The sequence below is a fragment of the Pseudomonas sp. H2_A10 genome, from assembly GCF_054680085.1.
In genome coordinates, this window is the sequence record NZ_CP162821.1 from 3,921,755 (window position 1) to 3,934,948 (window position 13,194).

Sequence of the window (13,194 nt, forward strand, 5' to 3'; positions counted from 1 at the left end):
GTGTGCAAGTGCATCAGTCTTTGATCGATAGGAACCCCGCTGGCGAGATCGTCCTATCACTCGCCTCTTTTGAAGGCGTCACGAAACTGACACAACTTGAAATCTTTCGTCCACCTCTATTTCCAAGGTTAAAAACGCGCCATCCGACAACTTAGGGAAGTCGGGTGCCGTATTTATTGGGGCACTCGGATTTTGTCCAACAAAAAACACGGGGCTCGTATTTAAATATTAAATATCGCTAACGCCGCGTAACTTCAGCGACGTCACGAATAATTGGATCCACTCTATTGCCACGGTGGCATTGGCAATATTAAACAGCCACTCCTTCAACTAACGATCAGGTTGTTCGTCATTACCGGGGCACACTCCAACCGCTGTTTTTTAATGCCTGCAACAGCGTGTCGCCCGTGAGGCCCGGCACCCGTACGCCGTCATCGGTGGTCATGTCCTCCCCGGCCAGAATGGCGTTGATGATCGCCTCCTCCACCGCCTCGGCCGCCGCGCTGAACAGCGGCGAAATATGGTCGTTGTTGAGCATCTGCAACGTGCTGCTGAACGGCAGGCCTGCACGCGCGTAATCCGCCGGCGGCAGGTCCCTGTTGCCGGTGGCGAAGGCCAGGAACAGGTCGCCGCTGGAGTCCTCGGTACCGCCGCCGGTGCGGGCGATGCCAATGGATGCGCGTTGTGCCAGGCGCTGGCACTGGTGCGGCAACAGGGGCGCGTCAGTGGCAATGACCACCACGATCGAGCCCATGCCCGGCGTGCCGCGTTCGGCGAAGGGCGAGGCAATGCCCATCAGTTGGCGCCCCACCGGGTAGCCGTCGACCCGCAGCTCCTGGCGCTTGCCATGGTTGGCCTGCACCAGCACGCCAACGGTCCAACCGCCCTGCTCCGCCGGTAAACGTCGCGACGCGGTGCCAATACCGCCCTTGAACTCATGGCAGATCATCCCGGTACCGCCACCCACCGCGCCTTCCTGCACGGGGCCGGTCTCGGCGTTGTGCAGCGCCTGGCGCACGTGCTCAGGCTTGACGTGTTGACCCCAGATATCGTTGAGCAGGCCGTCGTAAGTCTCCATCACCACTGGCATGCACCAGTACACCGCCGGGTCCGCCAGGCGTTCGCGCTCCAGGGCGATCAGGGTGTCGCGCACAATGCCCAGGCTGTGGGTGTTGGTGATGGCCAGCGGCGTGGTCAACAGCCCGGCTTCGCGGATCCATTCAAGGCCGGTGGCATCGCCATTACCGTTGAGCACGTGGTAACCGGCGAAACACGGTTGTTGCCGCGCCTCGCCGGCGCGCGGCTGGACCACGCTGACGCCGGTGCGCACGTGTTTGCCGTTGATACGCGTCTTGAGTGTGCTGTGGCCGACCCGGACGCCCGGCACATCGGTGATTGCATTCAACTCACCGGGCGTACCCAGCCCCAACGTGATGCCCAATTGACGTGCGCGCATACCCACTCCTTACAGTTTCTGGAAGACCGGACTCGACCGGCCGCTGATGCAATAGAAAATCACCGACACGGCCAGCAAGCCGAGGATGACCATGATGTCGCGCACCGAGGCCGCCATGACCAACGTGATCAACAGGTACCCCGCGCCCAGTACCGCCAGCAACGCGGGCAACGGCCACAGCGGCATGCGATAGGGATGCTCGCGGTCGCGCAGCAGCGCACGGCTCATCAGTGCGCTCAGCGCCACCACCAGGTACACCAATATGATCAGCAACACGCTGAACGACGTGAGGTCGGCCAAATTCGAGCTGAAACTGAGCAGCGCCGAGGGGATCGCCAGGAACAGCGTAGCCAGCCAGGGCGAATCCCAGCGCGGGTGGATCCGCGTGAACAGGGTGTTGATGCTGGGTGTCCAGAGCGCATCGCGCCCGCTGCTGAACACCACGCGGCCGATCTGGATGACGATGGCGACGATGGCGTTGAACACCGACAGGAAGATCCCCGCGCTGACCAGCCGCGACAGGGTTTCATTGCCGTGGCTGGTGAGCAGGTAGCCGATAGGGTCGGGGCTGCTGATCATCGCGCTCAGGGAGGGCGCGCCGATCAACAGCGCGGTGATCGGTACCAGTTCGATGATCACCACCAGCCCCAGGGACCACAGCACCGCCTTGTGTACGCCTTTGCCGGCGCATTTCATGTCTTCGGCCAGCAACACTGCGGTGCCGTAACCGTTGTAGGAAAACAGGCCGATGCCCACCGCACCGATTACCAGGGCCCAGGGCGCCAGGTGCAGTACGCCGTTCTCGACGATCTGCGGCTGGAACAACACACTCGCGGGCTGCACCGGGTTGCCGAAGCCGATAAACACGATGACCAGCAACGCCGCCACTTCCAGCAGCAGGCACGTGCCGGTGATCCACGCATTGAGCTTGATATTGAGAACGCCCAAGGCGTAGCTGCATGCCACGATCACCAGGGCGACGGTTTGTGAATCAAAGCGGGTGCCCAAGGCGTTGTTGAGGTAGGTCGCGGCGCCAGTGGCCAATACCGGCGGGATAAACAGCAGCATCACCAGCACGGTGAGGAAGGTCGCATAGCCGGCCATGCCGCCGAACACGCGCTTGGCATACACATACTCACCACCGGCGCTGTTATGGGCGCGGCCCAGTTCGGCGTAGCAAAAGGCGAACATCAGTGCGAGCAAACCGGCCATCACAAACGCCAGGAACACCCCGCTGCCGGCCTGCTGGATGGCGAACGGTGCGATCACGAAGACCGAACTGGCGGGTGTCACGGCGGAAACCGTGATGGTCACCACATCGAAGACGCTCAGGGTGGGTTTCAGCACGCCGTCAAGCGTGGGGGAAGTGCTCATATCGTTATCCTCTGTCGTTGTTCTTGGTGTGAGGCAGAAACGAAAAATGATGTGTTGGCGGGATATGTTTCCCGCTGAATAATGGTGAAATTAAACGCTGCGTTTATGTCAGCCAATTCCCCTATTGGCGTACTCCCCTTGACGGCCTGCGGCAAAAGCCGAACCCTGGGCCGATCTTTGGGTGGCGGGAGCCTGTCATATGAGCCTGTTTCGCGAAGTCGGCATGCACGCCGACCTGGGCCGCACCGTCTCGCATATCGGCACCGAGCGTTTCTGGAAACCGTTGGTGTTGTTGCTGCACCAGTGCGTGCCCTTCGATAACGCCCTGGCGATCTTCTACCCCCTGGATGGCCCACCCCGGGCCCTGGAAGAGTACGACGCCCAGCCCACCAGCAAACCCGCTTCGATGCTGGTGTACCTCAATGGCCTGTACCTGCTCGACCCCTTCTACCAGGCGTGCCGTGAAGGCAATGCCAGCGGCGTGTATCGCTTGGAAGAAGTGGCGCCGGATCATTTTCGCCAGAGTGAGTACTTCCTCAACTACTTTCACGACAACGTGCTGGAAGACGAGGTGCAGTTCATCCTGCAACTGCCGGGTACCGGCACGCTGTCACTGTCGCTGGGCATGCAGCGGCGCTTCAGCGGCGAAGAGGCAGGCTTGCTGACTACGCTTGCGGCCTGGGTGCTGCCGCTGATGCAACAGCATTGGCAACAGAGCACTCAACGGGTGCCGGCCATGGACAGCCAGATCAGGGATGCATTGAGCCAGTTCGGCAGCGGTGTGCTGTCGGAGCGCGAACTGGAAATCGCCCGGCTGGTACTGCGCGGGTTTTCTTCCAAAGCCATGGCCGAGCGCCTGAATATCTCGCCGGACACGGTAAAAGTGCACCGCAGGCACCTGTACGCGAAGCTGGACATATCGTCACAACCGGAGTTGTTTTCGTTGTTTATCCAGTCGCTGGGGCATGACTTGGAAAACCCCTGAGATCGTTCCCCCGCCAGGCGGGGAACGATCAAACCCATCAAGACAGATGGTTTTTCAGCGCCCCATGCGAATGGTGTTCCAGACTCGCGTGCGAATCCGGTCGATATTCAGCGGCATGGCTTGCAGGGCAAACAACTTACCCATCATGTCCGCGCTGGGGTAGACCTTGGTGTCGCCTTTGATTTCAGGGTTGACCAGGCTGTCCGCCGCGCTATTGCCGTTGGCGTAGTGCACGGCGTTGGTGATCTCCGCCATGACCTGGGGCTCCAGCAGGTAATCCATAAAGGCGTAGCCGGCCTTTGCATCCGGCGCGTCGGCGGGCATGGCCACCATGTCGAACCAGATCGCGGCGCCTTCCTTGGGGATCTGATAACCGATCTTCACGCCATTGTTGGCTTCGGTGGCGCGGCTCTGGGCCTGCAGCACGTCGCCGGAGAAGCCGACAGCCACGCAGATATCGCCATTGGCCAGGTCACCGGTGTATTTCGAGGAGTGGAAGTACGCCACATACGGCCGCACTTTCATCAGCAGGGCTTCGGCCTTTTTGTAGTCCTCGGGGTTCTTGCTGTGGTGCTCAAGGCCCAGGTAATTGAGGGCGATGGGCAACAATTCCGGGCCGTTATCGAGGATGGCCACGCCACACTTGCTGAGCTTTTGCATGTATTCGGGCTTGAAAATCAGGTCCCAGGAATTCACGGGGGCATCGTCCCCAAGCACCGCCTTGACCTTGTCGATGTTGTAACCGATGCCGGTACTGCCCCACAGGTACGGGAAACCGTGGGCATTGCCCGGGTCATTGTTCTCCAAGGCCTTGAGCAGCACCGGGTTGAGGTTTTTCCAGTTGGGCAACTGGCTCTTGTCGAGCTTTTTCAGCGCGCCACCCTGAATCTGCCGGGCCATGAAGTGGTTGGAAGGAAACACCACGTCATAGCCGGAGTTACCGGTCATCAGCTTGCCGTCGAGGGTTTCGTTGCTGTCATACACGTCGTAGCTGAAACCGATCCCGGTCTGTTTCTGGAAGTTCTTCGTGGTATCCGGGGCGATGTAGCTGGACCAGTTATAGATTTTCACCGTCTCGGCGGCCTGGCTGACAGAGGCCAGCAACATCAAGGGCAACAGGGCAATGGCTTTCATGGTTCGATTTCCTGGCGGTTTTAGGGCTGTTTTTATGGCAGGCGATCAAGGATCAAAGCGTTACAGAATCAATACGTAGGTCTTGCGCACGGTTTCCTGGATATCCCACACGCCCGTGCTGTTGGCCGGCAACATCAGTGCATCGCCGGCTTGTATATGCTCATGGGTGTTCTCGTGTGAGTGAAACGGCTCAGTGCATGAAACCTTCCATGAACCCGGCCACGCCGGTCGCCCATTTGCGACGCCACGGGGCGGAGTTGGGGTTGGCCAGCACCTGGTCTTCATGGACAAAACTGCGAATGATCGCGTTGTAGCCCAGCCAGCGGCAGGGCTCGGGTTCCCAGGCCTTGAGCGCGTCGAGACCACGTTCGCGAATGACCCAGGGCTGTTTGGTCAGCGCTGTATCGCGCCCGAGGATCAAGTCCGCCAGGGTGCGACCGCCGAGGTTGGCAGCGCCGACGCCCTCCCCGCCATACCCGCCAGCCAGTGCGATGCCGGACTGTTGATCACAGAGCATGTGCGGCCGGAATTGGCGCGACATGCCGAGATTGCCGCCCCACGAATGGCTGATCCGTGCGTTTTTCAACTGTGGGAACAGCTCACTGAACAGGTAGCGACGCAGCTCGACTTCGCTGTCGGTCAGATCGAAGTTGTGGCGCAACTGTCCGGCGAACTGATAGCCGCCACGGGCGCCGAATACCAGGCGGTTGTCCGCCGTGCGCTGGCCATAAGTGACCTGGCGGCTGCTTTCGCCGAAGGCCTGGCCGTGGCTCAGGCCAATCTCGTCCCAGGTGCTGGCCGGCAACGGCTCGGTGGCGACGATCAGGCTTTGCACCGGCAATTGGTAGCGGCCCAAGGGCGGCAACGTGTTGGCATAGCCCTCGACGGCCGGTACCACCCACACCGCGCGCGCACTGGCCTTCGCCGTGCGCAGGCCGCCGGACTGCCACTGGGTTACCGGACTGTTTTCATAAATCTTCACGCCCATGCGTTCCACCACCCGCGCCAGGTCGCGCACCAGCTTGGCCGGCTGAATCGTGGCGACATGGGGTGCATAGATACCGCCATAGGGCCTGGCGATGCGGAGCTGTTCGGCCAACTGCTGCGGGCTCAGCCAGCGGTAGTCGGCGTCGGTGAGGCCCTGGCAATAGAGCTTGTGCAGATAGGCGCGCAGGCTGGCTTCTTGCTCGGGGTAGCGCGCGGCACAGTACAGGGCGCCCCCCTTGCGGTAGTCGCAGTCGATGCCTTCGCGGGCCAGTACCTGCGCCACTTCGTCGGGGATGCCGTGCAGCAGATCGAACGAGGCGCGGCGCGCTTCGGCGTGCAAGCCGGCCAGCAGCCGATCTTCGCCGAGCAGGTTACCCATCAGCCAGCCACCGTTGCGCCCCGAGGCACCAAAACCGGCGGTTTGCGCCTCGATAATCGCGATGGTCAACTCAGGCGCCTGGCGCTTGAGGTAGTAGGCGGTCCATAGCCCGGTGTAACCGGCGCCGATAATGGCCACGTTGACGTCCAAGTCATGCTCAAGGCACGGCCGAGCCACCAGCGGGTCGTCCAGTTGATCCATCCATAAACTGATGTTGCGCCATTGCGGCATGCCAGGCTCCCCTACCTCATTTCGATAGAGGGGATCCTAGAGCGCGGGGTTATTCGCTGTCTTGCGCGCGTGCACGCAGGGAAATTTGCTTGACGTAGGCTTTGGGCGACTGCCCGGTGTGCTGGCGGAAGGCGCTGTAGAACGCCGACAACGAATTGAAACCGGCGGCGAAGGCCAGGTCGTCGACCTTTATCGGCGGTGTGGCGTCATCCAGCGCTGCCAGCAAGTGCTGGAGCCGGGCCTGGTTGACGTAGCGGTAAAAGCTTTGCCCCAGCACTTGGTTGAGCAGATAGGAAATCTGGTTTCGGCTGTAGCCACACTCCTTGGCGACGCGCTGCAAATCCAATTCGGGGTCCAGGTAGGGTTGCCTGCGCTCGAAGTACTGCTGCAGGTCCTTGGCCATGTGCCCCAATTGCTGGGGCGACAGGCCCAGGCGGCTGACCGTGGGGCGCAAGGCCTGGGTGGGCTGCTCATGCACCAGTGACGCGTATTCATTGACCCGCCAGATCAACTCGTCGCGCACGGTAATGGCTTCGCTGGTACGAAACGACACCAGCCCCTGGCCGCCCCGCAACGTGATGCGGTACTGGATGAAGGCGGTGTCGCCCTCGGCACGGATGCGATCGGTGTGCTCAATGGCCTCATCGGCCTCACGGGGCATGCTGGCGTGCAGGTACTCACGCAGGTCGGCGTAACCAATGACACGGTTCTGGAAAAAGTCGTGGTACTGGATGTCCGGGTGGTAGTAGGACATTACCCCGTCCAAGTCGCGGTGGCGCCAACACAGATGGTGGCGCAACACCAGCTCACGCGTGGCGTGGGTGTGCTGGCAATCATCGGCGGCGGCGATGTCGGGCATGGGCGGTTCTGCGCTGGGTAAACCGTGGAGCTTGCCGAAATTCCACAGTGCCGACAACGGCCAATTGCGACCGCAGAGTAATGGCACTGTGCCCAATCCTGAGCAGGGCTTGACCTGCATCAACCTTATGCAAAACAACCGCCGAACGGGGCAAAAAAACTCGACTCGCGTTTGCGAACGAATGCTATTTTTAAAGCTCCGACGCCACGACCACTGACGGTCATGGCTCCCTGCCGCGAGCTAAAGGAAGCGCTCAATGAACAAGGTGGGCAACATGAACAAAGTGACGTTCCCCAACGCCTGCCAGTTGATGCGCTGGCATTTCCATCCGATGGGCTTCGAGGGCAGCATGGACGCGCCCGGCAGTATGGTCGCCCGCCTGTTCGACCGCGCCAGCGGCGAAACCCTGATTGCCATCGCCGGCATCCCCTGTGCCACGGTGATGAATGCCGCCGATGTGGAGCGCATCATTGAAGCGGTGGAAGACGAGCTGGCGTCCTTTGTACCGCCGTTGTCGTTGCGGGCGTGAGGTGAAGGCGGGAACGCCCACACCTCATCCGGACAGTTGCTCCCACAGTAGAGCCGGTGCGGCTTTCAGCCGCGCTGGTCATCGAAAAATGCCTTTTTTCCATCGACCCGTTCCGAAGCCCTGGGCACATTCACAGCCTGGCCTTCGGGCTTTTCCACATACCAGTAGCACTGGCTGACGGCCCGGGTAATGCCGACGTAGGCCAGGCGCAGCACCTCGTCCTGTTGCGCCGTGTCATACGGCTCGCTGTCGCCGTCCTTGCCCAGACCCGCCATGCGATACACCTGATTCTTGTAGGGCGAACGGGTCACGTGCTGGCAATCCCCAAGCAGAAAGACCGCATCGGCCTGCAGCCCCTTGGCGCTGTGGTAGGTCAATTGCTTGAGCCTGCGCGCTTGAGGCGGCAAGCTGGAATCCACATTAACTACTGACTGAATATGCTCTTGAATCAACAGCTTATCGCTGCTTTTTCGATACAGCATTAATATCGAATCACCCTTTTGGTAGTGCTCCAGCAATCGACGGCCCAGCGCTGCGTCATCACGCGCAAACACTTTGACCGGCTCCAGCGCCTTGGGCGTGCCGCTGGCCTTGGCCTTCTTGCCGGGAATCGCCGGGGCGGCCCGCACAATATGCTCGGCTGCATCAATGATGTGCTGATGGCTGCGGTAGTTCTCGCCGAGCATTACGCGGGTGGTACTCGGTGCGGGGAATTCCGTGTTGAATTGCATGAAGTATTTCGGCGAACTGCCGCGCCAGCCATAGATCGACTGCCAGTCATCCCCGACGCACAGCAGCGAAGAATGCTGTGCGCCACGCCCCACGTGCATCGCCGGGCCCCGGCTACGGATTTCGCGCAAGCTGGCCCGCAGCCACGAGACGATCTGCGGCGACACGTCCTGGAACTCGTCGATCATCAGGTGCGACAAGGGGCGCAGCAACGGATCGCTGAGCAACTTGAGGTTTTCCGGGGTGTTTTCGCCAAATAACGAGAACATGCGGTTATACGTCATGATCGGCGGCGATTGGTCGAGCAAGTGATCTTCCAGGGCCTTCCAGAAAATGCTCAGGGCCTCGAAGAAGAAGCGGTCCGGATCGTCTTTGGCAAAGCTCATCCGGCCCACGGCGGTGGGCACGTCCAGGCCGAGGTTCTCAATGAAGCCGGCCGCCATGACAAAGCTGTCGAGCAACGGTGCGCTGGCCAACTCACCTTTGACCTTGTAATCAAAGCCCGGCCCGGCGCTGGCATCTCCCGCCAGGCCGCTCGCAAGACGGCCGGATGATTCATAACTCTCGAACCAAATCAGCGGCTTACGACAGAAAGCTTGAAACAGGGTGCGCTTTACCGCCCATTCCGCGCGTACCGACAGCTTGGCATTCGGTCGGCTGAGCTGAGGGTTTTCCCGTGGATCAAAGCCCAGCACCACCCAGGCATCCAATTCGGGGATATAGCCGTGGCAGTGAAACTGTGCGCCATTGACCTCCACGGTCTGACGGTTGGGCTCAATCCCCTTGATCGGCCAGGCGCCGGCGCGGAACCACAGGTCCTCGATCACATCGCACAGCTCTTCATCGCGCTTGGCCGCCAGTTCGGTGACCGCCGCACGTTTCTGTACATCCGGATGGTCACGCTCCAGCTCCTTTAGCTGCAGGCCCTGACGAGCCAGCGGTGCGATCAGCTCGCTGAAACGCGGGTGCTCGCCCTGCAACCGGTGATAACAGGCGTTCATCTGCTGACGCTGGGCGTCATTGATGCGCAGGTCGAAGGGGTTGCTATCGGCGTCTTCGAAGCCGGAACTGAGGTTTTCGAACGCTTGCAGGCGCTCAAAGCCCGGCAGGCTGCGCACCATCGGCAGGATGCGCGAGTGAAAGGTACGCACTACCGCCTGGGCATCTTTCATATCAAGCGGTTGGCCCCACAAGCTCATCATTTGCATGAGCTTGTGGATGAAGTCCTTGCGTGCCTCGCGGGTAAAGGTCACCACCGTCATTGAGCTCAGCTCGAAGCCCAGATAATGGGTGAGCAGCAAAATGCGCAGTACCAGCGAGGTTGATTTACCGGCCCCGGCCCCGGCAATGACGGATGTCGAAGGCGTATCGCTGAAAATCATCTTCCATTGCGCCGCGCTGGGCTGGGCATGGGCCGGCAGCAACCGCGCCACGTCGGCCTTGAGACGTTTTTTCAGGTCGGCGGTCAGGGGCAACCGCCAATCGTCGAACAGGCTGTCGTCGATGCCGGGGGCTCGGTGCTCATCCGGGCGGAAATCACGAATCAACAGGACTTGTCGGCCCTCTTCGATGCCATCGGCCTTGCCTTCGCGATAGCCATACTCCACGCCGGCTTCGTGACCACTGCGAAACCCATCGGCTTGCCCGTGCAACCACGAAAACCGGTGCTGTGCGCGCAAGCGGGTCAGGCCGTGGCCAAACAAACGGGCGGCGAGGCGTTTCAACAGCGGCATTTGTGCCAGTGGGCGCAGTTCAGGGGGCAGATCAGGCTTGTGTTGCGGCACGCGGACTCCTGCGATGAGCTGGGTTTGACAGGTGCGCCATGGTCGCCGGAAACGCCGCGCAGTTCCAGCCAATTGCTGTGGCGTCATGCAGTTAGGCGATGAACTGAAAGTCAAAGCAGCGCAAACCAATCAATTTAGCTGATAGGAATCAGGCATTTTTTACGCTTTTTATCGATGTTGGGCTGACGGATGATGCCGTCATCAACAGGAGGCAATCATGCTCGAACTTCGACCTTTCAAATCCCTGGGCGGCGCCCATCATGGCTGGCTTGACGCTCATCATCACTTCTCGTTCGCCGAATACCACGACCCCAAGCGCATGCACTGGGGCAACCTGCGTGTGTGGAACGACGACATCATCGCGCCAGGCACCGGCTTTCCACAGCACCCGCACCGTGACATGGAGATCATCACCTATGTGCGCGAAGGCGCGATCAGCCACGCCGACAACCTGGGCAATAAAGGCCGTACCGAAGCCGGTGATGTGCAGGTGATGAGCGCGGGTACCGGGATCGCCCACAGTGAATACAACCTGGAAGCCACGCCGACCAAGATTTTCCAGATCTGGATTATTCCCAACGAAGCCGGGCTGCCGCCGTCATGGGGAGCCAAGCCGTTTCCCAAAGGTGAGCGCGAGGGCTTTGTGACCCTGGCCAGCGGCAAGGTCGGTGACAGCGAAAGCCTGCGCATTCGTGCTGATGCGCGCCTGGTGGCGGCCAATTTGAAGGCGGGCGAAAGTGCTGAGTACCGACTCGACAGCGGCCGCCGTGCCTATCTGGTACCGGCCACGGGTGTGATTGACGTCAATGGCGTGCGTGCGCAGGCGCGAGACGGCGTGGCGGTCGAGGATGAGCAGGTGTTGCGGGTGACGGCGCTTGAGGACAGCGAGATCGTATTGGTCGATCTGGCCTGATCGAAAGGTGGGAGGGACGGTGCGACCTGCTCCCGATAGCGGTGTGTCAGTCAGCTGATTGAATAACTGTCGCACCGCTATCGGGAGCAAGCCCCTCCCACATTTTTTACAACTGTGTCAGTTGGAGCTGATTGCGCCATCTACCAGCACTTGCGCCTCTTGCACCAATTGCTTGAGGTGATCTTCGCCAATAAAGCTTTCGGCGTAGATCTTGTAGATATCCTCGGTGCCCGATGGCCGTGCGGCAAACCAGCCGTTTTCGGTCATCACCTTCAAACCGCCAATCGCCTGGTTATTGCCCGGCGCGTGGCTGAGGATCTGCTGGATGCCTTCCCCGGCGAGTTCGGTGGAGGTCACCTGCTCCGGCGACAGTTTACCCAGCAAGGCTTTCTGCGCGGGCGTGGCCTTGGCGTCCACACGAATGGCGAACGGTTCGCCCAGGGCGTCGGTCAGGCCACGGTAGATCTGGCTTGGGTCCTGGCCTTTGCGCGAGGTCATTTCCGCCGCCAGCAGCGCCGGGATCAAGCCGTCCTTGTCGGTGCTCCACACGCTGCCGTCTTTACGCAGGAACGACGCGCCGGCGCTTTCTTCCCCACCGAAACCCAACGAACCTTCGAACAAGCCGTCGGCAAACCACTTGAAGCCCACCGGCACTTCATACAGACGGCGGCCGATGCGGGCCGCCACCCGATCGATCAGGCCGCTGCTGACCACGGTCTTGCCCACGGCCGCATCGGCGCGCCAGTCAGGACGGTTCTGGAACAGGTAGTCGATGGACACCGCCAAGTAATTGTTCGGCGCCAACAGGCCGCCGGACGGGGTGACAATGCCGTGGCGGTCGTGGTCCGGATCGCAGGCGAAGGCGACGTCGAAGCGCTCCTTGAGGCCGATCAACCCCTGCATGGCATAGCTGGAGGACGGGTCCATGCGGATCTGACCGTCCCAGTCAACGCTCATAAAGCGGAAGGTGGCATCGACTTCGGTATTCACCACCTCCAGGTTCAGGCGGTAATGCTCGGCAATCGCCGACCAGTAGCGCACCCCTGCTCCGCCCAATGGGTCGACGCCCAGGCGCAGATCGGCGCTGCGGATCGCGTCCATATCGATCACGTTGACCAGGTCCGCCACGTAGGTATTGAGGTAGTCGTGACGGTGGGTTGTGTCGGCCTTGAGCGCCTGGGCATGGGAGATGCGCTTCACCCCGGCCAGCTTGTTGGCGAGCAGCTCGTTGGCCTTGGCCTCGATCCACTTGGTCACATGGGTATCGGCCGGGCCGCCGTTGGGCGGGTTGTACTTGTAGCCGCCACTTTGCGGCGGGTTGTGGGACGGCGTGATGACAATGCCGTCGGCCAGGCCGCTGGTACGGCCACGGTTGTAGCAAATAATGGCGTGGGAAATTGCCGGGGTCGGCGTGTATTCATCACCTTCGGCGAGCATCACATGCACACCGTTGGCTGCCAGGACTTCCAGGGCGCTGGCGCCGGCCGGCGTCGACAGTGCGTGGGTGTCCAGGCCGACAAACAGCGGCCCGTTGATGCCTTGGGCTTCGCGATACAGGCAGATCGCCTGGCTGATGGCCAGCACGTGCCATTCGTTGAAGCTCAGCTCGAACGAGCTGCCACGGTGCCCGGACGTACCGAAGGCCACGCGCTGGGTGGAGATCGCTGCATCAGGCTGGCCGGTGTAGTAGGCCGTGACCAGTCGCGGGATATCCACCAGCAACTGGGCCGGCGCCGGTTTGCCCGCAAAAGGACTGATTGTCATGCATAAACCTCGGAAAGAAGGATGTGGAAAAATGGCAGTTTACTGAGAGTTGGACTACTGCGCGACGGTA

At 61.0% G+C, this 13,194-nt stretch carries 10 protein-coding genes and 1 pseudogene; 3 read left to right on the forward strand and 8 right to left on the reverse strand.

What is annotated here, in order from left to right; translation table 11 throughout:
* Positions 1-352: 352 nt before the first annotated feature.
* Both AB4O23_RS18435 and AB4O23_RS18440 read right to left on the reverse strand, forming a co-directional pair.
* Positions 353-1,456 (reverse strand): DmpA family aminopeptidase, encoded by a 1,104-nt coding sequence (locus AB4O23_RS18435; RefSeq protein ID WP_065879103.1) that lies wholly within the window; start codon positions 1,454-1,456, stop codon positions 353-355.
* Positions 1,457-1,465: 9 nt separating this feature from the next.
* On the reverse strand, positions 1,466-2,830 hold the full coding sequence (locus AB4O23_RS18440; protein ID WP_017530631.1) for an APC family permease: 1,365 nt from the start codon (positions 2,828-2,830) through the stop codon (positions 1,466-1,468).
* 199 nt (positions 2,831-3,029) lie between these two features.
* Here AB4O23_RS18440 and AB4O23_RS18445 point away from each other — a divergent pair, with 199 nt between their 5' ends.
* The gene (locus AB4O23_RS18445) at positions 3,030-3,815 is read left to right on the forward strand and encodes a helix-turn-helix transcriptional regulator (protein ID WP_460060230.1); all 786 of its coding nucleotides are present in this window, start codon (positions 3,030-3,032) and stop codon (positions 3,813-3,815) included.
* Positions 3,816-3,869: 54 nt separating this feature from the next.
* Here AB4O23_RS18445 and AB4O23_RS18450 read toward each other — a convergent pair whose 3' ends face one another.
* The 4 genes and pseudogenes from AB4O23_RS18450 to AB4O23_RS18465 form a co-directional block, all read right to left on the reverse strand.
* Complete coding sequence (locus AB4O23_RS18450; protein ID WP_065879104.1) at positions 3,870-4,949, reverse strand: polyamine ABC transporter substrate-binding protein; 1,080 nt, start codon at positions 4,947-4,949, stop codon at positions 3,870-3,872.
* Between the two features lie 60 nt (positions 4,950-5,009).
* Positions 5,010-5,105, reverse strand: a pseudogene (locus tag AB4O23_RS18455) (cupin domain-containing protein); the annotation flags it as partial.
* Positions 5,106-5,139: 34 nt separating this feature from the next.
* Entirely contained in the window at positions 5,140-6,546 is a 1,407-nt protein-coding gene (locus tag AB4O23_RS18460) for an NAD(P)/FAD-dependent oxidoreductase (protein ID WP_460060232.1), read from the reverse strand.
* Positions 6,547-6,595: 49 nt separating this feature from the next.
* Positions 6,596-7,405, reverse strand: a complete 810-nt coding sequence (locus AB4O23_RS18465) for a helix-turn-helix transcriptional regulator (RefSeq protein ID WP_460063986.1) — start codon at positions 7,403-7,405, stop codon at positions 6,596-6,598.
* 256 nt (positions 7,406-7,661) lie between these two features.
* On the opposite strand from AB4O23_RS18465, the gene AB4O23_RS18470 reads away from it, so the two are divergent.
* A complete protein-coding gene (locus tag AB4O23_RS18470; protein ID WP_003174017.1) occupies positions 7,662-7,934 on the forward strand; it encodes a DUF1652 domain-containing protein in 273 nt (90 codons plus the stop codon).
* Positions 7,935-7,999: 65 nt separating this feature from the next.
* Here the strand turns inward: AB4O23_RS18470 and AB4O23_RS18475 are convergent, their stop codons facing one another.
* Positions 8,000-10,447 (reverse strand): UvrD-helicase domain-containing protein, encoded by a 2,448-nt coding sequence (locus AB4O23_RS18475; protein WP_223497009.1) that lies wholly within the window; start codon positions 10,445-10,447, stop codon positions 8,000-8,002.
* Positions 10,448-10,664: 217 nt separating this feature from the next.
* Here AB4O23_RS18475 and AB4O23_RS18480 point away from each other — a divergent pair, with 217 nt between their 5' ends.
* The gene (locus AB4O23_RS18480) at positions 10,665-11,360 is read left to right on the forward strand and encodes a pirin family protein (protein WP_017530625.1); all 696 of its coding nucleotides are present in this window, start codon (positions 10,665-10,667) and stop codon (positions 11,358-11,360) included.
* A 117-nt stretch (positions 11,361-11,477) separates the two neighbouring features.
* Here the strand turns inward: AB4O23_RS18480 and pgm are convergent, their stop codons facing one another.
* Entirely contained in the window at positions 11,478-13,124 is a 1,647-nt protein-coding gene (pgm, locus tag AB4O23_RS18485; protein ID WP_065879108.1) for a phosphoglucomutase (alpha-D-glucose-1,6-bisphosphate-dependent), read from the reverse strand.
* Between the last annotated feature and the right edge of the window lie 70 nt (positions 13,125-13,194).